This window comes from Pseudomonas sp., assembly GCF_048265905.1.
In the GTDB taxonomy this organism is placed as follows: domain Bacteria; phylum Pseudomonadota; class Gammaproteobacteria; order Pseudomonadales; family Pseudomonadaceae; genus Aquipseudomonas.
The window spans coordinates 196,780-220,289 of record NZ_JBLXAP010000002.1 but is presented as its reverse complement, the minus strand read 5'-3'; the positions used below and the strand labels follow the sequence as shown (position 1 = coordinate 220,289).

Here is a 23,510-nt window from a genome sequence, read left to right as displayed (position 1 = left end):
TGGCTATTCGTGAAAACTGACATAAGCAAAAATACCGAAAATTACTCTAAAATCTGGAGCGATTCAGGTGCCTGCTACATTAACTCTTATATTCCAAACTATCGTGCACTGGGTGTAACAGGGATTACGGTTGGACTATTTAGTAGTGAATCGTTCTTCCGTGTATACCGCAAGGACGGAACACTGTTGAAAAGCTCCGAGTGGCTGCTTACCCAAAGCGAATTCGCAGGAACTGAAAGCGCTAAGTGGATCAACGGCAATGTTATCTATCCGACTAATAGCGGCTATGAAGGCTGGACATTACCCGAATGCAATTGATTGTCAACGGCACAGAGAATTTTAACGCCTATCCAAAGAAAGTTTACTTGGGCGAGCAAAATCTGTGTGCATATTACATCGTGATCTTTACAACCCTTGAACAACTGTTGCTGTTGCGAACCATTATTTCTGAAAAGTTTAATATTGATCTACCTTATGACCGCACTACGGTAACAACCAAAAATAGTGAAACCTTAAGTCTTTCGTATCAACAAGTATTTAGTGAAATACTTGTTGAACTCACCACGAATTCAACACGAATAATTAGCGTGATTGATGAGCTATTTGAAATACCCGCACCTCCATGGCATGCATTTTCCAACTTGCAGCCGATTGAAGCGGTAATGAGTAAACAAGGCGAGCTTGAATATTGGTGGAACTGGGTATGGCTACCGTACTGGGATAACTGCACACCCGCAGAGCGCAATAACTACTTGAGCACAGTTGGTGCTACGCAAGAGTGGCAAGAGTATCTGCGCAATGAAGAATAACTATGACATTGACCTTTACGATTTTAACTACTGCCATGATTTAAAGCCGCAATGGTCACTACCGAATTTGCTTTTAAACATTAACTACCCAATCAAGGATTGATCCGTGTCTTTTAACCACTACTACCAGAGCGAACTCACCGCCCTGCGCCAACTGGGCAAGCGATTTGCCGAGCGCAATCCGGCGTTGGCGCCGTTTCTTGGGCAGAGCGGTCGTGACCCGGATGTCGAGCGTTTGCTGGAAGGCTTTGCCTTTCTCACGGGGCGCTTGCGGCAAAAACTTGATGATGAATTGCCAGAGCTGACCCACTCGCTGATGTACTTGCTGTGGCCTAACTATATGCGCCCGTTGCCGGGCTTCAGCATGCTTCAGTTTGAGCCGCTAAAACGTCCGGGTGCCGCTCAGTTTGTGCCGCGTGATACGCCGGTTGAAGCCAAGCCAATTGAGGGTGTGACCTGTCAATTCCGCACCGCCTATGACACCGATGTATTGCCGCTGGCGATGAACGCTCTGCAGTACTCGGTCAAAGGAATGGGCGCGGTGCTCAGCCTGAAAATGCAGATGAGCGCCGACGGAAATATCGCTGACCTTAACCTGACCAAGCTTCGTCTACACCTCGCTGGCGAGCGTTACATCAGTCAGATGCTGTACCTCGGTCTGTTGCATCACTTGGGCAGCATCCAAGTGGTGTTGCTCGACGAGAATGGCAAACCCATTCTGCGCGATGCTAGGGAAGTCGCGGTACCGAGCCTGACCCTAAGCGCCAATCAGGTTAAGCCGGTTGGTTTTGCCGAAGATCAGGCACTGATTCCCTATCCGCTCAATACCTTCCGTGGCTACCGCTACCTGCAAGAGTATTTCGCCTTCCAAGAGAAGTTCATGTTTGTCGATGTGTTCGGCTTGGATGGCTTGAAGCAGGTTCCGCAGGAGGTCGTGGAACAAGCCCGTGGCATCGAGTTGCGCTTTGATATTAATAAGGCAGGCGAGCAGCGAATCCGCCCGACACTGGATAACGTGCGGCTGTATTGCACCCCCGTGGTCAACTTGTTCGAGCACGACGCCACTCCGATTCGTCTCGATGGCAAGCAGGATCGCTATCTGCTGCTGCCAGCTGAACTCAGCGCCAAGCACTGCGGGGTGTTCTCGGTTGACCGTGTGACCGGCTGGAAGCCCGGCGGCCAAGGGTATGAAGAGTACGTACCTTTTGAGTCATTCGAGCACGACGCTAGTTTTGATGTCGGCACCGCCCGCCCGCATTACAGCGTGCGCCAGGAAACATCCTTGCTCAGAGAAGGCACCGATACCTGGCTCAGTTTTGGCCTGCGCGATCAAGCCGAGCACGAGACCTTGTCGATCGATCTGACCTGTACCAATCAGAACCTGCCGAGCAAATTGGCCCTCGGCGATATTTGTGTGCCCAGCGAAAAAACCCCAGGTTTCCTGCATTTTCGCAACATCAGCGCCGTCACCCCAAGCTATGCACCGCCATTGAATCGCGACTTCCTGTGGAAGCTGATTTCCAACATGTCGCTCAATTACCTGTCACTGGCGAATGTTGAAGCGCTGAAAGTCATTCTCGAAACCTACGACTTGCCGCGCTACTACGACCAGCACGCTGAAAAGGTCAGCAAACGCCTACTCGATGGTTTGAAGAGCATTCGCCACACCCATGTCGACCGCCTGGAACGCGGGCTGCCGATACGCGGCGTGCGGACCGAGATGACCATCGACCCAGACGGCTACATCGGTGAGGGTGATCTGTTTTTGTTCGCATCGGTACTTAATGAATTTTTCGCCCTTTATGCCAGCTTGAATTCTTACCACGAGCTGCGCGTGAACAGTACTCAGGGAGAGGTCTACACATGGACGCCACGCATGGGGCAACAGCCCCTGCTATAAGCCGGCTTAGCCGGGGCATCCGCGAGTACAGCCTGTTTCAGGGTGTGCAGTTGGTGCTTAAACGATTACAACAAGCGCATCCCGAACTGGATGAGGAGTCTTTGCACCTGCACCTTGAGCTGCAGGCAAATCCTAGTCTTGGTTTCCCCGGAAGCGACATCGAGCGCGTCGAATTCATCGAAGAAAACGGTGAGTTGCGAGCCCGTATGCGCATCAATCTGGTCAGCTTGATCGGCTCGGGTTCGCCGCTGCCTGCCTTTTATGGTGAACAAGCGCTTGGCGACAGTGAAGACGGCAATCCAACCCGAGATTTTCTCGACCTGTTCAACAATCGTTTACAACGCTTGTTGCTGCCGGTTTGGCAGAAATACCGATACCACTCGCGCTTCAAGACCGGGGCGCTGGACCCATTCTCACAACAACTGTTTTCGTTGATTGGTCTGCGCGGTGAAGAAATTCGAGCGACCTCAGAACTCAACTGGAAGCGCTTGCTCCCATACCTCGGCCTGCTCAGCTTACGCGCGCATTCGGCGGCGTTGATTGAGTCAGTGCTGCGTTACTACTTCAAGCATTCCGATGTGTACATCGAGCAGTTCATTGAGCGTCGCGTCGAGATTCTCGCCGAGCAACGCAACCAGCTCGGTACCGCCAACAGCATGCTCGGTGAAAGCCTGGTGCTGGGCGGTTGGGTGCGCGATCGCGGCGGCAAGTTCCGCGTACACATCCGCGAACTGAAGTGGGACATGTTCCAACAATTCCTACCCGTTGGCAGCGGCTACAACCCGCTTTGCGCACTGGTGCGTTTCACCTTGCGTGACCCCATGGATTACGACATTCGCCTGCAACTGCGCAAAGACCAGATCAAAGAACTGCGTATTGGCAATGACAATCTCTGCCGACTTGGCTGGACCAGTTGGCTCGGCTGCGACAACGCCGATGGCATCGTCACGCTTGGCAAAAGAGCTCATTAAGGACAGATGAAATGATAAACGTCGATTTACAACAACTGGTACAAGCACTTGATGCCGAAACTAAGCGCGATCTCGAAATGGCGGCTGAGCGTTGCGTAGTACGTAGCGGCAACAAAGTGCTGGTTGAAGACATGCTGCTTGGCCTTTTAGAACGTCCGGAAGGCTTGCTGCAACGTGCATTGAATGATGCTGAAATTGATGCCGGCGAGCTTGTCAAAGCCCTGCACCCGAGTAGCGAACACAGTGCGACGCGCAACCCTGTGTTCTCGACCGAACTGGTGCAGTGGTTACAGGATGCATTGCTGGTTGCCAACCTGGAGTTGGGCAGCAGCCAAATTGATCAGGCGGCGTTGATCCTCGCGTTGTTGCGCAACCCGATGCGCTATGCCGGCAGCCATTATCAAAGCCTGCTCGGCAAACTGAATGCGGAACGTTTGCGCGACTTTGCAATGTCTCAACAACCGCAATCTACCGACGCAAAAACCTCAAGCAGTGCAGAGTCGAACCTGCAGCGCTTTACCCACAACTTCACCCAGCAAGCACGGGACGGCAAACTTGACCCGGTGTTGTGTCGCGATGAAGCGATCCGCCAGATGGTCGATATCCTTGCTCGGCGGCGCAAGAACAACCCGATAGTGGTCGGTGAAGCCGGTGTCGGTAAGACAGCAATTGTCGAAGGCCTCGCCCTGCGCATCGCCACTGACGAAGTCCCTGAAGTGCTCAAAGGCGTTGAGTTGCTGTGTCTGGATCTGGGTTTGCTACAAGCCGGGGCCAGCGTCAAAGGCGAGTTCGAGCGTCGCTTGCAAGGCGTTATTGACGAAGTCAAAGCTTCACCGAAACCGATCATCCTGTTCATCGATGAGGCGCACACCTTGATTGGTGCAGGCGGCCAGGCTGGCAGTGGTGACGCGGCGAACCTGCTCAAGCCAGCGTTGGCCCGTGGTGAGCTGCGTACCATCGCGGCAACGACGTGGAGCGAGTACAAGAAGTACTTCGAGAAAGATCCAGCACTGGCGCGACGCTTCCAGCCAGTTCAATTGCACGAACCCACCGTGCCTGAAGCCGTGACGATTCTGCGCGGCCTTGCTTCGGTGTATGAAAAGAGCCACGGCATTTACCTGCGCGACGATGCTGTTGTTGCCGCCGCTGAGCTTTCCGCACGTTATCTCGCAGGACGGCAATTGCCGGATAAAGCTGTCGATGTGCTGGATACCGCGTGTGCCCGCGTGCGCATCAGCCTGGCAGCAGCGCCCGAATCACTTGAGCAACTGCGTAACGAGATCGCTGAAGGTGAACGTCAAGTCCAAGCTCAACGACGCGACCGCGACTCGGGTCTGAATATCGATAACGTAGCGGCTGAACAACTTGAGCAGCGTTTGCGTGATGCCCGTGCGGAACTTGAACAGCTAGAAACCCGTTGGGCGATTCAGCGTGACTTAGCCCAACAAATAATAAGCCTGCGCATGCGCTGCGCTAATGCTCGCCAACAGCTCAACACGCAGACCAACGTTGCAGCCGATGAGCAGAGCGAGCCATTCGAACCGCTTCATCTCGAAGAGCTCGAGGCCCAATTGCGTGCAGTACAAGCTGAACTAAACGCTGAGCAAAGCCAGCAACGTCTGGTCAGCTATGAAGTATGCCCGCGCTTGGTTGCCGAGGTTATCAGCCACTGGACGGGTGTACCGCTGAGCCAATTGGCGCGCGAACACAACAGCAAAGTCATCAGTTTCTCTGAAGACTTGCGTCTGCGCCTACGCGGACAAGAACAAGCCATTAGCGCACTCGACCGCGCCATGCGCGCAACTGCTGCCGGTCTCAACCGGCCAGATGCACCGGTCGGCGTATTCCTCTTGGTCGGGCCTAGCGGTGTTGGCAAAACTGAAACGGCATTGGCGTTGGCTGACTTGTTGTACGGCGGTGAGCGCTTCCTGACCACCATCAACATGTCTGAATTCCAGGAGAAGCACAGCATCTCGCGGCTGATCGGTGCACCGCCGGGCTATGTCGGTTATGGCGAAGGCGGCATGCTCACCGAAGCGGTCAGACAAAAACCGTATTCGGTGGTGTTACTGGATGAGGTCGAAAAAGCCGATCCGGACATACTCAACCTGTTCTACCAGATCTTCGACAAAGGCGTGGCGAACGACGGTGAAGGTCGCGAGATCAACTTCCGCAATACCTTGATTCTGATGACGTCGAACCTGGCCAGCGAGCGTATCGACTCACTGTGCCAGAACGGTCAGCGTCCAGCCGCCGAAGACCTAGAGCAGGCCATCCGCCCGGCACTCAGCCAGCACTTCAAACCAGCGTTGCTCGCCCGTATGCGTGTAGTGCCTTATTACCCGGTAAGCGGTGAAGTGCTGCACGAACTGACCACACTGAAACTCGAACGTTTTGCCGAACGCCTGCAGCGTCGCCAGTTGCAGTTCAGTCATTGTCAGGCCCTGGTCGAAAACCTCGCCGCGCGTTGCACCCATAGCGAAAGCGGCGCGCGCCTGATTGATCACTTGATCGACCAGCACCTGCAGCCGTTGGTGGTCGACCGCCTGCTCGGTGCAATGGCCAGCGGCGAAACCTTGACTCAGGTTCACGCAACTCTCGATGAGCATGGAGCAGTGGTCTGTGAGTTCACTTAACGTACCGTCCATTCTCGCTCAGGTGCCACAGCCTTTGTGTTATGCGGAGGGGCTGCTACAGCGCTTGGCGGGCTTGGCTCAGGTCAATAATGCCGACAACCTGCTCAGCGGGCTGGTTGAGGCCGCCGCTGAACTGACTGGCTCGGCGCTAAGCCAGCTTTACCTGCTGGACAGTACGCATACACGCCTGACGCTAACCGCAGAATGGCTCGATGGCTTGCAACAGCCTCAGGCTGCCGACAGTTTGCCGAGTGATTATGACGGCGAGCAACTGCTGCAATATTGCCTGTGCCAAAACCGTGTATTGAGCCTTAACGAACTCGACAACAGCCTGCATCAAACTGAGTTCTTACCGGCCACCCAGCAGCCATGGCGTAGCTTGCTGTGCTTACCCATTGTTGATAAGCAGCAACATGTCAGCGGTCTGTTGTTATGCGCCAGCCACCAAACGCAAGACCTGCAAGGTTTTGCTGACTCGTTGAGCCTGCTCGGAAACTTCGGGGTCAACCAGTTGCAATTGATGCATCGCCTGCTCCCGCCGCCGAGCGAAGTGCAACAGCAAGTGCAGGTCGAGCCCATCCGCACCAGCGGTTACGGCCTGATCGGCAATAGCCAGTCCATGCGCGACGTTTATCAGTTGATTGGCAAAGTCCTGCATAACCCGGTGAGCGTATTGCTCACCGGTGAAACCGGCACTGGCAAAGAGTTGGTCGCCCACGCGATTCATAACTGTGGCTCGCGCCGGAGTATGAACTTCGTCGTACAGAACTGCGCTTCATTGCCTGAACATCTACTCGAAAGTGAGTTGTTTGGTTATCGCAAAGGTGCTTTTACCGGCGCTGATCGCGACCATAAAGGCCTGTTTGATGCTGCTGACAACGGCACCCTGTTTCTTGATGAAATAGGCGACATGCCACTTAGCCTTCAAGCCAAACTGTTGCGCGTTCTGCAAGAAGGTGAAGTCCGTCCGCTGGGTTGCAACGACACGCATAAAGTTGATGTGCGAATCATTGCCGCCACGCATCACGACCTGCAAAGCCAAGTTGAAAAGGGTCTGTTTCGCGAAGACTTGTTCTATCGGCTGTCGCACTTCCCAATTGAATTACCACCGTTGCGTGAGCGCAACGAAGACATTCTGCTGTTGGCACGACACTTTGTTGAAAACACCTGCGAGTTCCTTCAGCGCAGTCCTTGTCGCTGGTCCGAAGAGACCCTGGCCGCGCTTGCGCAATATAACTTCCCGGGCAACGTGCGCCAGCTGAAAGGTTTAGTTGAGCGCGCCGTATTGCTTTGTGAAGACGATGAACTGTTGCCCGAGCACTTCAACCTTAATCGCGAAACAGCCAGCGACACTGCGACCCATTTGCGCGAACGCATGGCGAAAGTCGAACGAAATTTTTTGCTCGACAGCCTGCGCAGGAACCGCGGCAATCAAAGCAAGGCGGCCCGTGAACTGGGGCTTCCACGCAGAACTTTGCTGTATCGAATGGAGCGCTTGGGCATCAGCCCAGACGATATTTGAACGACTTAAAAATACTAAATCACAACACTTAACACCCGCTGAGCTCTGCCAGCTTTAACGATAAGGAACTCAAGATGAAGCCACACTTCTGGGCCATAACATTGCTAGCTGTAATGCTGACACTTGCTGGTTGCAACAGTAACTACAAGTTTAACGACGATGAATTTCGTCCACTAGGCGACCCGCAAGCTGACGAACGCGGCAATTGATCTCAGGAGTGTAGGCACCATGGAACTGGTATTCGACGTAGTCAGCGCCCAGCAATTTTTGCCCGGGCTTGCGACCAGCAAAACCTTCAAGCAAGCCGGTGGCATTATCGGCCGTGCGGACACCTGCGACTGGGTTCTACCCGACCGCAAACGCGTTCTTTCGAGCCGCCATGCCGAAATCAGTTTTCGCGATGGTGGCTTTTACCTGACAGATGTCAGCAGCAACGGTATTCAGCTCAAAGACAGCGGCGCCAATCTGCGCAAGCAAGAGCCGCATCGCATTGAGCACGGCAGCATCTATTGCCTCGGCGAGTTCGAGGTACGCGCCCGCCTGATCCAGGACCCAAGCAAGTTTGAGGCTGATATTGGGCTCACGCACACAACCGGCAGCAGCATCATTCCGGATGACGCCTTTCTTGATCTGGACCCGCTTAACGCCTTGGATCAGCAAGAGCAAAGCCACGGTTATGAGCCCAGCGATGAACTGGCTGCGCTTGACGTTCCAGAACTGAGCGATGCGCAGCAACATGATTACGCACGGGTCGAAACCGAAAACCTGTTGGTTCCCGAGCTGGTAGCGCCCAGTGCCGCGCAAGCCAGCAAGCCCGCAGCGCCCGCACCAGAGCCAATGTCCGAGGCTTTTTGGCAGCGCTTTTCAGAAGCACTTGGCGTACCGCTCCATGACCTTGACGAGCCTGCCCGCCAGGCCTTGGCGCTACAAGCTGGCAAGTTGCTCAGACAAAGCGTTAGCAGCTTGCAACAAAGCCTGCGCACGCGCAGCGAGTTGAAAAACGAAATGCGCCTGGCCCTGACCACTGTGCAAAGCACCGGTAATAACCCGCTGAAAACCAGCACCGACACCAGCGATGTGATGAACACGCTATTGCGTGGGCAAAAGCCGGGGCAATTACCCGCTGAACAAGCCATCAGCCGTGGCTTCCGTGACCTGCAAGCGCACCAGGTTGCCTTGCTGGCTGCCAGCCGCGCTGCGGTTAAAGGTGTGTTTGAGCAACTGTCGCCCGAGCAATTAATCCTGCGTTTTGAACGCGACGGTCGCAAACCGCTGTGGGCCACCTCGGGCAGCCGCTGGCGCGCTTACCGCCGCCTGCACAGCAATCTCGAACAAAACAATGAGTGGAATGAGCGCCTGTTTGCCCGCGACTTTGCCACTACTTACGAAGAACAGGTTCGCCTGATCGCCACACTCAACAATGACGTTCAAGGATGATTTCCATGCAACGCTTGCTTTCCCTATTGGTCTTCACCGCACTTTTGGCACTCACCGGCTGCTCAGCACTGTCGCCATACTCGAGCCACACCAAGTTAGAACTGAACCTGTCAGGCAGCAGCGAGCTTAATCCTGATATCAGCAACCGCCCTTCTCCGATCGTCATTCGATTGATGGAGCTGAAGCACCCGGTTGCCTTCCAGAATGCAGATTTTTTCTCGCTTTATGAGCGTCCAAAAGAAGCCCTTTCCCCTGACCTGGTCGCGCTTGAAGAGCTTGAATTACGTCCAGGCGAAAACCGCCAGCTGAAGCTTACGGTAAAAGAAGGCAGCCGTTATGTGGGTGTTCTCGCAGCCTATCGCGACCTGCCAGAAACCCAATGGCAATTCGTCATTCCATTGCATGACAAAGCGCTCAACCAGATCAACTTGCGCCTTGATAAAGAAGGCATACATGCGGTGTCCGACGCCGAAGCGGGCAAGGACTAAACCATGAGCCAACACAAAGTAGTCTGGCAAGAAGGAATGCTGCTGCGCCCGCAGCATTTTCAACAAAATGACCGCTACTACGACTACCAGTTAAAGACCCGCACGCAAAAGCTTGATAGCTATGCCTGGGGTTTCTTCGAGCTGGAGATCGACCGCCAATTCCTCAACATGGGCAAATTGGTCGTGAGCAAGGCCAGCGGTGTACTGCCCGACGGCAGCCTGTTTGACCTTGGCAGTGAGCGCGAGCCGTTGGTAATCGACATACCGCCAAGCACTGGCAACACCCCGGTTTACCTGGCGTTGCCGCTGGTCACGGGCAACCACATCGAAAGCCGCCGACCTGAGCAGCAAGATGTGCTGTCGCGCTATACCGCCGTGGTCGAGAATGTCGCCGACTCGAATGCCGATGACGCCGCCAGCAGCCAAGTCAGTTGCGCCCGCCCGGACTTTCGCTTGCTGTTGGGCGATCAGCAAAGCGACCAGGCGTTCGTCAAACTGCAGTTGTGTGTGATCTTCGACAGCACCCCGGCCGGGGTTGTCAGCCTCGACACCGAGTTCATGCCGAGCTACGTCAATTTCAAGGCATCTGGCTACCTGCTTTCATGCTTGAAAGAAGTCATCAGCATGCTCAGCCATCGTGGCGATATTCTCGCCGAGCGGATTCGCGCATCTGGCAAAGTCGCAGGCGCCGAAGTTGGCGACTTCTTGATGCTGCAGCTAATCAACCGCTCAGAACCGGTGTTGCGTCATTACCTGAATATCGAGCATGTTCACCCCGAGCATATTTACCGTGAACTATTGGCTTTACTCGGCGAACTGGCAACCTATTCCGGCGAGAGTAAACGCCCACGCCTGGACAGTTATTACCTGCACAGCGATCAGGCACAGAGTTTTGGCAAGCTGATGGACGCACTGCGCGAATTGCTTTCGATGGTGCTTGAACAACACGCGATCGAACTTCTGCTGCAACAGCGTCAGTACGGTATTCAGGTCTCACCGCTACACGACCACAAGCTGCTTAACACGTCATCGTTCGTGCTTGCAGCCAGTGCCCAGTGTGACTCCGAGGAACTACGCCGCCGCTTGCCTGCGCACCTTAAAGTCGCACCAGTTGAACGCATTCGCCAACTGGTAAACCTGCATCTGCCGGGTATCAAGGTGAAACCATTGTCGGTGGCTCCACGGCAGATCCCATTCCACTCCGGCAAGACTTATTTCGCACTGGAATTGACCACCGAAGAGCGCGCACAACTGGAGCGCTCCGGCGGCTTCGCATTCCATGTCTCCGGCGAGCTTACTGAGCTTGAGCTGAAATTCTGGGCGATCAGGAACTGACTATGAGTAACAAGGATGACAACTACAGCCAGGGTGACAAAACCGTCATTCTGAGCCGAGACGGTGGCGCTCCAGCACAAAGCCCGCTGACCGATTTTGCCACCGCGCCAAAATTCGAACAGCTCGAAGAGCGGATGATTTACGCCGCACGACTGCGGCCATCGGAAAGCTTCAACATCAGCCTCAACCCGCTGGTTGCTGCTGCTTCGCCACTGCTCTCTGAAGTGGTCAGGCTCAAGCACAGCTATGAGCACGAAGACCTCTCCAGCTTGCATCAGCGTCTGAGCAGTGCAATTCGTTTGTTCGAACACACCTCGCTCAATGAAGGCGCTGACAACAGCCAAGTCATGGCGGCGCGCTATGTACTGTGCACGGTGCTTGACGAAGCGGTCGTCACAACGGCGTGGGGCAATGAAAGCCAGTGGTCGAAAATGAGCCTGCTGAGCAGCTTTCACAACGAGACATTCGGTGGCGAGAAGTTCTTCCTGCTGCTTGAGCGCCTCGCCCGCAACCCAGTCAAACATCTGCCCATGCTGGAGTTGATGTACCTGTGCCTGTCGCTCGGTTTTGAAGGCAAGTACCGCGTCCTGCCACGCGGCATGCTCGAACTGGAAGCGGTACGCGACAGCCTTTACCGGCAAATCCGCCAGTTGCGTGGCGATATTCCACGGGATATCTCACCGCACTGGGAAGGCTTGAAAGATGCTCGCAATCGCCTTGTGCGCATTGTGCCATGGTGGATGGTTGCACTGTTCACCGTCATCTCTCTAGGTGTTATGTACAGCGGTTTCGCCTGGGTATTGAGCGAGCAACGCGACACCACGCTTGAGCCATTTCAGCAAAATCTACCGACCTCTGCAGCGGTCATGGATGATCCAAAATGAAGAGCTTTTTCGGCAAAGTAGCCGTATTCCTGCGTAAAACATGGGTCTGGAGCCTGTTGCTGGTTCTATTCATTGCCCTGATTGTTTGGTTCGCTGGCCCATTGTTTGCGGTCAACGACCACAAATTCTGGGCATCAGCCACCAGCCGCCTGTTAACCATCAGCTTTCTGTTCCTGATCTGGGGACTGACAATGGTGTTCGTCAGCTGGCGAGCGACTGCGCAAAAGAAAGCCGATGAAAACGACGAGCAAGCTCAAGAACGCCTGCGCCGCGAAGGTCAGATCAGCGACGAGCAGCACGAATTGCGCCGCCGCTTTAAAGACGCACTGCGCACTCTCAAGCGCTCGAGCATGTACAAAGGCCGCAGCGAACGCTGGCGCAATGATCTGCCTTGGTACTTGGTTATAGGTCCACAAGGCAGCGGTAAAACCAGCCTGCTGGATTTTTCCGGACTCGAGTTCCCGCTCAACCGGGGCGACGCCTCGCGCATGACCAAGAACGTATCCGGTACGCGCTACGCTGACTGGTACTTTGCGGAACATGCCGTACTGATCGATACCGCCGGGCGCTATCTGACTCAACCAGACCCACAAGTCGACGGCAGCGCCTGGACCACCTTGCTCGACTTGCTGCGCAAACGTCGTGCCCGTCCGCTCAATGGCGTGTTGATCAATATTGCGTTGGATGACCTGCAAGGTAAATCTGAGCAGGCACTGGAAACACTTGCACGTCAGACCCGTCAACGCCTACAAGAGATTCACCAACGGCTTGGGGCGGATGTTCCGGTCTATCTGGCCGTCAGCAAAGCCGACAAAGTGCTTGGTTTTGATGAGTTCTTTGATCAACTGTCCCGCGAAGAAAGCGATCAGGTGCTCGGCGCCAGCTTTCGCAAGGATCAAAACAGCAGCGACACCCCAGTGGTACGCCGCGAGTTCGAAGCCTTGCTCACTCGCCTCAACAGCCAAGTTATTTTGCGCATGCACCAAGAGCGCGACACCTTGCGCCGTGGCCGTATTCTCGACTTCCCGCACCAACTTGGCCAGGTCGGCGAGCGCCTGTGTCTGTTCATTGAACTGGCCTTTAGCGGCAACCGTTATCAGCGCGCCAGCCGCCTGCGTGGCTTCTATTTCACCAGTGCGCCAGAGTTAGACAGCAAACTTGACGGCATGACCGCGAGCATTGGCGACAACCTTGGCTTGATCAACAGCGCTCTGCCGACTTTCCGTAAAGGCCGCACCCGCTTTATCAACCAACTGTTGAGCCGGGTGATCTTTCCTGAGTCGGATTTGGCTGGGCTGGATAAACGCGAAGTTCGCCGTATCGACTGGGGTCACCGGATCATGTACGGCTGCGCAATCGCGTGCCTGGCAATCTTCGGTTTTCTTTGGGCCAATGGTTTCTCATCAAACTACGGACGCCTTGAACAAGTACGCAGCGTTGCTCAGGACCTGACCCAACAGCAGGCTAAAATAACGCCACAAGATGACGCCCTGCGCATCCTTGGCGCGCTGGATAAGAGCTACGCGGCAACTCAGGTTTTCCCGCCTATTGATGATGTCTCCTACTTACAGCGCACAGGTTTGTACCAGGGCGAAGACGTTGACCCGGTGGTGCAGAGCGCTTATCGCGTAGAGTTGGAGGAGCTGCTGCTACCGCGCGTGGCCCGTCAGCTTGAGGCGCAGATTCGCGCCAACATGGATGACCGCGAGCGACTGCTCAACAGCTTGCGCGCCTACCTGATGCTCAACCTCGAATCACGCCGTGACCCTGCGTATCTGCAAGACTGGATGGCCGCTGACTGGTCAGTGAGTTATTCCGGCAATAGCACTGCGCAAAAAAGCTTGAATGATCATTTCGCACGCTTGCTCAGTGGTCCGTTCAAACCCTACGCGCTAAACAGCCCTCTGGTTGCACAAGCACGACAAATACTGCGCAGTGAATCGCTGGCAAATGTGGTTTATCGCATGCTTCGTGATCAAGCGCGTAGCCTGCCAGAGTACCGCCTGAGCCAGAATCTTGGCCCACAAGCGCGACTGTTTATCGGCAGTGATTACACAATTCCCGGTTTCTACACGCAGATGGGTTATCAGAAGATGTTTGTCGCTCAAGGCGGCGATCTGGTGCGCAACATCCTGCAGGACAACTGGGTGCTCGGCGACGACAAGTCAGAAACCCTCAGCGGCAAAGATTTGAGCCGTTTGCTGGTCGAGATGGAGCAATTGTACTTCCGCGATTACGCCAACTACTGGAGTGAGGCGCTGGCGAAGATATCCATCCAGCCGATCTCCAGCACCACGCAAGGCTCACAGGAGTTGGCCGCACTCACCGCCGCTAATTCGCCACTGGTGCAGTTGCTGGTTGAGGTGCGTGAGAACACCCGCTTTGCTGGGCTCGGCGAGGTTGCAGATGGTGTTGCAGCGGCAGGTGACGTCAAAGGGGTAAATGGCAAACTGGGTAAAGCCGCGAAGCTTGCAGCCGCTGCGGCGGAAAAAGCCAAGACCTCGCTGGCCGACAGTCTGCCAGCAACTGCGCGCAAAACCCTTCAGCGTCAATTTGAGCCACTGCATCGCCTGCTCGACAAAGAAGGCGGCCCGGGCCCAGAACTGGCAGCCACTCAACAAGCGCTGAGCGAACTGCAGATACAACTCAATAGCCTGGCCAATGCCAGCGCACCTGAGCAATCGGCATTTGAGCAAGCGAAGGGTCGCATGGGTGGTCGCTCTAATGCGATCGACCAAGTGACTGCTGCCGCCGCACGCTTGCCAATGCCGGTACAGGGCTGGATTCAGCCTCTGGCAACGGGCAGTTGGACGCTGACGCTGAATGAAGCGTACGGCTACCTCAACAAGCGCTACAAGAACGAATTGTACGGGTCGTACCGCACCTCGCTGCGCAACCGTTACCCATTCAGTGCTGACAGTGACAGCGACGTAGCAATTGCCGACTTCCGTGAGTTCTTCAAAGCGGATGGTATTGCTCAGGACTTCTTCGACAGCTACCTGAAGCCTTTTGTACGCGGCAGTTCGGGCAAGTATCAATTGCGCCGTGTGGATGGCCAGGGCATGCCGATCTCAGGTTCGTTCCTGAGACAAATGGGCAACGCTCAAACCATTCGCCGCAGTTTCTTTGCGGAGAATCCAAACGAGCCTCAGGTGTTGTTTACGCTGGAGCCTTACTCACTGGATTCAAGCCTGGCGCGTGCGGATTTCCGCTTCGGCGACGAAAACCTTGAGTACCGTCACGGGCCAATCGTGCAAACCTCATTCAGCTGGCCAGCCCAAGCGAATGAAGGCCGCACCAGCTTGGTCCTTGAGGAACTTGATGGTCGTCGCGTTGGCATTGAGAAGAATAACGGGCCATGGTCGTTGTTCCGCCTGCTCGATGTCATGAGTGTCGACTACCACAGTGGCCGCGATGTGTTATTGCTCAAAGCTGATTTGGGCGGCTTGCGTGCGAACTACTTGCTGCACAGCCAGCGCACACCAAACCCATTCGACATCAACATGTTGCGCAGTTTCAAACTGCCGGCTGCGCTTTGATGCAGAGCGCAGTTAGCCAATGGCGAAGTGTCGCGCGAACCGAGACCGGTAAAGTGCGTGCACGTAATGAAGACGCGTTTCTGGCCATGCCAGAACGCGGTTTGTGGGTGGTCGCCGACGGTATGGGCGGCCATCAAAACGGCGCGCTTGCCAGTCGTTTGATTGTCGAGCAGCTCGCTGATTTACCGCATGACTGCGAGCTTGAGGAGCGCCTCAAGCACGTGCGCAAATGCCTGCATGAGTTAAATCGGCGCCTCGGCCAGGAACTGACCGTCACCGCTGCGCGCCCTGATGCTGTAATCGGCAGCACAGTGGTCGCGCTGCTGATTGATGGCGAGCGAGCGGCATGTGTGTGGGCTGGCGACAGCCGTTGCTATTTGTGGCGCGGCAGTCGGCTTTACCAACTCACGCGTGATCACTCACTCGCACAGCAGTTGATCGACGAGAAAAAACTCACCGTTGAGCAAGCCAAGTTCCATCCAGGCTCGCACGCGCTGACCCGAGCGATTGGCGCGTATGAGGACCTTCAACTCGAGACGATTGAGTTGGATGTGTTCCCCAACGATGCCTTTTTGCTCTGCAGCGACGGTTTGTATCAAGGCCTGAGCGCCGATGCGATCAGTGCTCAACTCAATCTGTCATCGCCGCATCTGGCCATTTCTCGCATGTTTGACCAAGTGCTTGATGGCCCCGCGCGCGACAACCTCAGCGCCGTACTGGTGCGCCAATGAGGACGGTGAATGACTAGCCAGAATGCCGCCGACAGGCCAGCAGCGCTCGATGACGAGCCTGACGATCTGACTTACTTTGCCTTTGCCGAGAATGCCGCCAAATCGGCACCGGAACAGGCGCCTGAAGGGTTGAGCGAGGTGTCGGAAATATTCGGCAATCGCTACACGCTCGAGCGCTTGCTGGGTGTCGGTGGCATGGGCGTTGTCTATCGGGCCCGGGATTTATTGCGCGAGCAATTTGGCGACCCGAACCCGTACATTGCGCTAAAAACATTGAGCGATGATTTCGCTGAATACCCTGACGCCAACGCACTGCTGTTCAGTGAGTTTGCGCTCACCTCCCGGCTACAACACGCGCATGTAGTGCGTGTATTCAGCTTTGATGTGGATATGGCGAGCAAGCGGGCGTTCATCACCCTCGAATTGTTAAACGGCCCAACTCTGGATCAGTTGCTCTGCGACAACCCACACGGGTTGCCGTGGGATGAGCTGCGATCAATTGCAATTCCACTGATCGAAGCACTGCTCTACTCGCACCAACAAGGTGTGCTTCACGGCGATATAAAACCGAGCAACGTGTTACTCGCCGATGATGGTTTGCGCTTATTTGATTACGGTCTGGGCCAGCCAATAGACGGTTTGCTTGCAGGTTTACCGCGTTTGTCGCGCCGACGCTTCAATGCGTGGACGCCGCGCTATGCCGCGCTGGAGTTGATCAACGGCGAGCCGCTGACCCCAGCCGCCGATATTTATGCCCTCGCCTGCGTGTTGCTTGAGCTAAGCAGCGGCAAGCATCCGTTCCAGCGCCTGAGCGCACGCCAGGCGATGAACATAAAGCTTGATCAACAACTGCAGCGCCCCGACCAAATTCCTCAGCACTGCTGGGATGCGTTGCTCAAGGCGATTGCTTTCGAGACACAACACCGCAGCCAGTGCTGCACCGAATTACTGCATGCGTTTCAAACGCCCGAGCCTGTGAGACGAACCGGATGGCTTAGTCATTTCTCGTCAAAAGGTGCCAAAGGATGATTACTGCACAAGGAAACCGACATGTTCAATCCGGCCAATGAGACCCATTTCAGCCTGAACATCAAAGACCTGCCTAACGACTTGCAGGTACTTAACTTCACGGGCGTTGAAAGCATTAATCAGCCCTATCATTTGCAGATTGAGGTGGTCAGCGAGCAGCCGGATATCGACCTTGAGAGCCTGCTTGGCAAAGCCGCATTTCTAGCCTTTACCCCTCAAGGCGCGGGTATTCACGGCATCATCCAAAGCTTTGCCCAGCGTGAGTCAGGTAAACGCCTGACCCGTTATCAATTGAGTATCGTGCCGCAGCTGAGTTACTTGGCTCGGCGCACCAACCAGCGTATTTATCAAGCGCTAAGCGTGCCTCAAATCATCAGTGTGGTGCTTGAAGAGCACGGTATTCTCAGCAACAGCTACCAATTCCAGCTGGGCCCGACTGTCTATCCGCCCCGCGAATACTGCGTGCAGTACGATGAAACCGACCTGCACTTTATTCAGCGCCTGTGCGAGGAAGAAGGTATTCATTACCACTTCCAGCACAGCCCGGACGCTCACTTACTGGTGTTTGGTGATGACCAGACCGTGTTCCCCAAGCTGGGCCAGCCGACGGTCTATTTACCCGGCAGCGGCATGGTTGCCAATGAACCGGCGATCCGCCGCTTTGCCATGCGCCAACAAACGCGTAGCAGCCGTGTCACCCAGCGCGACTACAACTTTGAGACCCCGCGCCTGCTGCTAGAATCTGCCTACAAGCAGCCACAAGACGAAGACGCCAAAGCTCTGCCGGATTTGGAGGATTACAGCTATCCCGGCCACTTCAGCGAGCGCGAACGCGGCAAGCACCTGAGCCAACGCGCAGTTGAACGCCACCGCAGCGACTATCGTTTGGCCGAAGGTAACAGCGACCAGCCGGGGTTGATCAGCGGTCACTTTTTGGAAATTTCAGATCACCCGCGCAGCGAATGGAATGATCTGTGGCTAATCCATCAGGTTCGCCATGAAGGCAAACAGCCGCAAGTGCTCGAAGAGTCCATGACCCATGACGTTGGCGACGCGGATGACTTCCAGCAAGGCTACCGCAATAGCTTTATCGCAACACCTTGGGATATTCCCTTCCGGCCTCCGCTGAAGCATCCCAAGCCACAAGTACTGGGCAGCCAAACCGCCGTGGTCACGGGCCCTGCGGGCGAAGAGATTCACTGCGACGAGTACGGCCGCATCAAGGTGCAATTTCACTGGGACCGTGAGGGCAGCGGCGACGACAAGTCCAGCTGCTGGCTGCGCGTCGCCTCCAACTGGGCAGGCGACCTATACGGCGGCATTGCCATTCCTCGCATCGGCATGGAGGTGTTGGTGACCTTTCTTGAGGCGGACCCAGATCAACCCGTCGTCACCGGCTGCCTGTACCACGCAGAAAACAATGTGCCTTATGCCCTGCCTGCGAACAAAACCCGCAGCACCTTTAAAACCCTCAGCACGCCGGGCGGTGCGGGTTACAACGAACTGCGCCTGGAAGACAAAAAGGGCGAGGAACAAATATTTGTCCACGCCCAGCGCGATCTCGATGAAAACATCGAACACGACCAGAAAATCCACATCGGCAACGAACGCCACGACACCGTCGAAGCCAACAGCTTCAGTGAGTTCAAAGCCGAAGAACATGTAACCGTTACCGGCGAGCGCAAAGTCGAAACCAAAGCCAACGATCACCTGAGCATTGGCGTCAGCCAGCACACCCAACTTGGCACCGCGCAACTGACAAAATCCGGTCGCGAAATCCACCTCAAGGCTGGCCAGAAAATGGTCATTGAAGCCGGCGTAGAACTCACCCTGCAAGCGGGCGGCAGCTTTATCAAACTCGACCCAAGCGGCATCAGCATGGTCGGCCCAATCATCCGCTACAACGCTGGTGGATCTCCGGGTAAGGGCTCTGGGATTGGAATACTTGCACCCGGCTTACCCGGAGCAGCAGACCAAGACTCGGCTGGTGAGGCATTAGGCCAAGCACTAAGCCAAACGGTTACACCGCTAAAAAAAGCCAACCGTTCAATTAATTTTTCAAGTTGAGCTGCCTGCTCAATTCAATGGATTAAAGCTAGGGATTAGACATGGATGACAAAGTGTTGATCACCAACTGGAGCTTGCCGTGCCCAGCCAAAGAAGCGAGTGACGGATCATTTTCAATGTTGACTGCATTGAGTAATGCCGCTGGTGGTACGTACCCAATTGGTGCAAACGGTCTGTGGCATGGCGGTATACATTTCGACAAAGGCACTGCAAATAATTTTGATCAGTCCAGCGTCAAATGTATTGCTGATGGAGAAGTCATCGCCTACCGCATAGACGCGTCCTACCCAACAACTGTGTACCCGGGTAAGCCACCAATGCAGACCACAGCTGCATTTTCGACAGGCTTTGTTTTGGTAAAGCACACATTGCAAGCGCCTGAGAAGCCGACAAAACCTGAAAGTGAGACATCCCAAGCATCAGCGGAAACTGCAACCGCCACTCCACCGAGCATTACTCTGTTTAGCCTGTATATGCACTTGAAGGACTGGAAGAGTTACCAAGTCGACAACAAATTAGCCAAACCAAGCTTCTGGGGCGAAGGTGCTGAATATGCTGTCAAAAGCGATACGAAGGACGCCGTTCTCGGCCTCAATGCGCGCGCAGGTTATCCCGGCCAAACAGGACACAGCACTATCTATGGCGTCATTCCAAGAGGCGTAATTGTTGAAGCCAGCGAAGCGAGTCCAGATGGGTGCTGGCTGAAAGTCAGCAGCACAACACCCAACGTGCCTGAGCTAACCGGAGATGCTTGGGTTTATAAAGGGGAAATGCACAGCTTGGGTGCTGACCAATACCTGATTAGCGAGGAGGACTCCAAAGACAAGCCCGCAACCGAAATACTCGGGCTCAATGTTAGAGAAACCGAGCAAGGCGGAAAAATTATCGCCGTGCTGCCGCGCGCAAGCGTGATAACCATCAGTGGCACAGGCAGATACCGCAAACTCGAATCTATCGTCAGTGGCATTTCAACACCCGCCTTGATACCCGCAGTCGACGGCAAGCTTCCTGGTTACGTCTGGTTTGAATCTTTAGTTGCCGATGCAAAACCAAAAAACACTGACAGCATCGTTACTCTCGACACACCCGCCACTATCAAGGCTGGAGATTTAATCGGCCACATCGGTACTTATCAAAATAATGATGGTGTGGACCAGCAGCAACTTCACGTTGAGCTATTCAGCTGTGATGATGTGCCTGGCTTTATCAGTAAAAGCCGAGCCTGGGCTGCATCCTTAGCCGATGGACAGAAAACACTGCTCAAGATCCACAAAGGTGCGAGCAAACTCATTGCCCACCACGACGGTATCAGCGAGACCAATCCCCCGAAGTTGACCGATGCGGGAACTGAGATCGGTGTAACCATTACCATCCCGCAAAACCTTCTGGACGCATTGCCAGCCACCCATAAAATCAAGATCAGCAAGCCAGCGACTGCCGGCCAACCGCCCGAAACTACGTATTGGTGGCGGCTCGATGACCTTTTGGCGGATAAAAACGGCAAGCCAATCAGCGGTTGGCTGTGCGAGCAAGAACTAATCACTACCCGACACAGCCCATGGGAATGGGAAGGCTATGACTACATTGAAGAGACGGGTAAACCCGTCGAACACGTAGCCTATGCCCTAGACGCTATGGGCATGCTCGATAAAGACGAACAAGCCAATTACCGAACCATGATCAATAAAGTCGATGGCGGCCCGCTAACCAGCACCGCTCGTCTATACGAAATCGTCGATAGCAACAAAGACGACAAATTGACCAGCCGTGAAATCACCTCGGCACTGACTAAACCCTGGTCAGCCCAAGCCCTCTCTCAGATCATCACCAAATACGAGAGCGAGTGGTTTAAAAACCCTGCTAAATGGGACGAACTCGACGACATCCTCACCCCAGAACCCAGTGAACCAAACCTGATCTGGACAGCCGAAAAGCAACGTATTGAGAAATTAAGCTGGTGGGATCAACTAGCAGGCCAACAAGGCTTAAGCGCAGATGGGAAGGCGTGGCATTTAAATCCTACCGCTTTATTGGGAAGCTTCTCATCACACAACAAAGGTAAAATAACAGTTCCATTTCTTGAAAAAATACTCGGAAAGCCTGGAGCATGGTTCACCGGACGTGGTGGGTCGAGTAGATTCATAGAAAATTTCAGGGAAAACTATCCTGCCATATATAACATCGACAAATATAAATTTGTAAAAATATTAAATGCAGCTCTAACAAGGTATGAAATTACCACTAGCTATCAACAGGCGCATTTTTTGGCACAATGCTTTCATGAATCTGCACATTTTGAGACAACAATTGAGTTTGCTTCAGGGGAAGGATATAACCCCGGCCAACATAGAGATGCAGAGAAAAACGGGAATACTACAATAGGAGATGGACCTAGATATAAAGGGAAAGGTTTGATTCAACTCACGTGGAAAAACAACTATAAAAAGTATTCGAGTTACAGAGGAATCGATTTCACAGAATTTCCAGATCAGATTGCATCAGAAATGTTTAATGCCGTGGACGTATCATGTTGGTATTGGCGAAATAATGGTGGCATTCACAGAAAGTACAACGCCAAGGGTGACATCAATATACTGATTGAACATGAACCTAACAACGTTCAGTTGATAACCCTAGCTGTTAATGGCGGAAGCAATGGCTTAGCAGAGCGAATAAAAATTTTTGAGGCCATCAAGAAGGAATGGAGCTTAAAATGAAAAATAACCTTAGCAACAATAATAGTAATACGCATATTTTTTGTACAATTACAATCAGCTTGTTTGTGGCCCTCTTAAACAGCAGCGCAATGGCGTCAGAAAAAAGCCCTATTACGTCGACAGCTGAAGACACAACAAACTTTGTCGTTACAAAATCTCTGCACTCCCTGTCGATCAGCGCTTGCATAAAAGACACGTGCAGAGCGATCACTCCTCCGCAAGACATGTTAAATTCTATCAAAAATGGCTACTCTAAGGTTACCGTAGAAGATTTAACGCTGGACGGTAGTCCAGAAATAGTTCTGACACACGAGGCAGAAGGGAGCGTTAACGCTTGCTCTAAAGTCTATCAATACAACAGCGCCGAAAACTCTTTCACATATTTGGATAGCTTACCAAAACAACTATGTAACTACGTAATAAAAAACAACTATTTAGTTAGCAGTTACAAGAACAATGCAAAATGGCACGAAGACATTTACAAAATAGAAAACAATAAACTTTCACTAAAAATATCCGACAACTGTATTGGATGTGATTATATAAACAGAACAATCTATCTAGCAAAAGACAAAACAGATCATACACTTGTGACTAACAACCTTGACTATACACTTCGCACTCAGCTTTCGACTTCCGTCATATCCATGAAAGCAATGCTTTATCAGGAGCCCAATGAGGATTCAATTACTAAAATGTACTTAATAAGGGATGACAAAGTCGCTCTCACTAACTTTATAGCAACTGAAAATAACGCTTTCTGGTACCAGATCAAATACATCACTAAAAAAGGAGGCATCATAAAAGCTTGGTTAAAGTGCGACAACATTAAATATTGCGCACAATAAAATTGTGGATAGCATAACTAAAGTTGTAAACGAAAATACCGCCAGGCATCCTGAACGCAGGGCAAACTTCACAAGGCTATGGAGTTTAAAAATATTAGATTAATACAGCATAACCCTACAGGTAGATTTAATTAACTAAAAACTTATATAAGCGTTTTCTAAAGGTTGAAGGTGCGCGTGAAATATATTTATATCGCTCTGTCTTTCATTATGTATTTTCCTGTATTAGCACAGGGCACAGAAAAGCCTAACCCTGTGTTCCAGTGCGAAACGGAGAATAATAAAAGCATTAGTGTATACAGTACAAAAAACACATTGACATATGTGTTTGGTCGGAAAAATCACCAGCCAGAGCTTAAACTAACCAAAAACAGAGAACACGTAGAAGTTTCTATAGACCATATTTCAGGCAGTGAATTATCAAACTCTATAACATTCCAAAATGACGTATACGCATATACAGTCATAACAAAAATCAATAGATCTGCAAGTACTCAAGAGCCAAGCAGTGGAGTCTTAGTCTTAAAAAACTCTCACTTCGTCACATATATAGCTTGTATTCCAGACACGGTGCAAGACAACTTGCTTGACCTAGAT

At 53.3% G+C, this 23,510-nt stretch carries 17 protein-coding genes; all 17 read left to right on the top strand.

Annotated elements, in window-relative coordinates:
* The first annotated feature begins 9 nt into the window (after positions 1-9).
* Entirely contained in the window at positions 10-318 is a 309-nt protein-coding gene (locus ACN0UH_RS04180; RefSeq protein ID WP_417660877.1) for a hypothetical protein, read from the top strand.
* Positions 309-809: a hypothetical protein gene (locus tag ACN0UH_RS04175; protein ID WP_417660876.1), complete on the top strand. Its 501-nt coding sequence runs from the start codon at positions 309-311 to the stop codon at positions 807-809. The genes ACN0UH_RS04180 and ACN0UH_RS04175 overlap by 10 nt, the downstream gene beginning before the upstream one ends.
* Before the next feature lie 106 nt (positions 810-915).
* Positions 916-2,709 carry a type VI secretion system baseplate subunit TssF gene (gene tssF / locus ACN0UH_RS04170; RefSeq protein WP_417660875.1) on the top strand — a complete coding sequence of 598 codons (1,794 nt, stop codon included), beginning with the start codon at positions 916-918 and terminating at the stop codon, positions 2,707-2,709.
* Positions 2,673-3,680 (top strand): type VI secretion system baseplate subunit TssG, encoded by a 1,008-nt coding sequence (gene tssG, locus ACN0UH_RS04165; protein WP_417660874.1) that lies wholly within the window; start codon positions 2,673-2,675, stop codon positions 3,678-3,680. Before tssF ends, tssG begins: the two co-directional genes overlap by 37 nt.
* A gap of 11 nt (positions 3,681-3,691) precedes the next feature.
* Positions 3,692-6,316: a type VI secretion system ATPase TssH gene (gene tssH, locus ACN0UH_RS04160; protein WP_417660873.1), complete on the top strand. Its 2,625-nt coding sequence runs from the start codon at positions 3,692-3,694 to the stop codon at positions 6,314-6,316.
* A gap of 10 nt (positions 6,317-6,326) precedes the next feature.
* A complete protein-coding gene (locus ACN0UH_RS04155; protein ID WP_417661104.1) occupies positions 6,327-7,838 on the top strand; it encodes a sigma-54 interaction domain-containing protein in 1,512 nt (503 codons plus the stop codon).
* Positions 7,839-7,912: 74 nt separating this feature from the next.
* Positions 7,913-8,047, top strand: a complete 135-nt coding sequence (locus tag ACN0UH_RS04150; RefSeq protein ID WP_417660872.1) for a type VI secretion protein — start codon at positions 7,913-7,915, stop codon at positions 8,045-8,047.
* Positions 8,048-8,066: 19 nt separating this feature from the next.
* On the top strand, positions 8,067-9,275 hold the full coding sequence (gene tagH, locus ACN0UH_RS04145; RefSeq protein ID WP_417660871.1) for a type VI secretion system-associated FHA domain protein TagH: 1,209 nt from the start codon (positions 8,067-8,069) through the stop codon (positions 9,273-9,275).
* A gap of 5 nt (positions 9,276-9,280) precedes the next feature.
* On the top strand, positions 9,281-9,763 hold the full coding sequence (tssJ, locus tag ACN0UH_RS04140; RefSeq protein ID WP_417660870.1) for a type VI secretion system lipoprotein TssJ: 483 nt from the start codon (positions 9,281-9,283) through the stop codon (positions 9,761-9,763).
* A 3-nt stretch (positions 9,764-9,766) separates the two neighbouring features.
* Positions 9,767-11,098 carry a type VI secretion system baseplate subunit TssK gene (gene tssK, locus ACN0UH_RS04135; RefSeq protein ID WP_417660869.1) on the top strand — a complete coding sequence of 444 codons (1,332 nt, stop codon included), beginning with the start codon at positions 9,767-9,769 and terminating at the stop codon, positions 11,096-11,098.
* Positions 11,099-11,100: 2 nt separating this feature from the next.
* Positions 11,101-11,982 (top strand): type IVB secretion system protein IcmH/DotU, encoded by an 882-nt coding sequence (gene icmH / locus ACN0UH_RS04130; RefSeq protein WP_417660868.1) that lies wholly within the window; start codon positions 11,101-11,103, stop codon positions 11,980-11,982.
* Entirely contained in the window at positions 11,979-15,521 is a 3,543-nt protein-coding gene (tssM, locus tag ACN0UH_RS04125) for a type VI secretion system membrane subunit TssM (RefSeq protein WP_417660867.1), read from the top strand. Before icmH ends, tssM begins: the two co-directional genes overlap by 4 nt.
* On the top strand, positions 15,521-16,252 hold the full coding sequence (locus ACN0UH_RS04120; protein ID WP_417660866.1) for a PP2C family protein-serine/threonine phosphatase: 732 nt from the start codon (positions 15,521-15,523) through the stop codon (positions 16,250-16,252). The genes tssM and ACN0UH_RS04120 overlap by 1 nt, the downstream gene beginning before the upstream one ends.
* Positions 16,253-16,261: 9 nt before the next feature.
* Entirely contained in the window at positions 16,262-17,281 is a 1,020-nt protein-coding gene (locus tag ACN0UH_RS04115) for a serine/threonine-protein kinase (protein WP_417660865.1), read from the top strand.
* 21 nt (positions 17,282-17,302) lie between these two features.
* Entirely contained in the window at positions 17,303-19,348 is a 2,046-nt protein-coding gene (locus tag ACN0UH_RS04110) for a type VI secretion system tip protein VgrG (protein WP_417660864.1), read from the top strand.
* Positions 19,349-19,389: 41 nt separating this feature from the next.
* Complete coding sequence (locus ACN0UH_RS04105; protein ID WP_417660863.1) at positions 19,390-22,065, top strand: glycoside hydrolase family 19 protein; 2,676 nt, start codon at positions 19,390-19,392, stop codon at positions 22,063-22,065.
* Entirely contained in the window at positions 22,062-22,913 is an 852-nt protein-coding gene (locus ACN0UH_RS04100) for an XAC2610-related protein (RefSeq protein ID WP_417660862.1), read from the top strand. Before ACN0UH_RS04105 ends, ACN0UH_RS04100 begins: the two co-directional genes overlap by 4 nt.
* Positions 22,914-23,510: the final 597 nt, after the last annotated feature.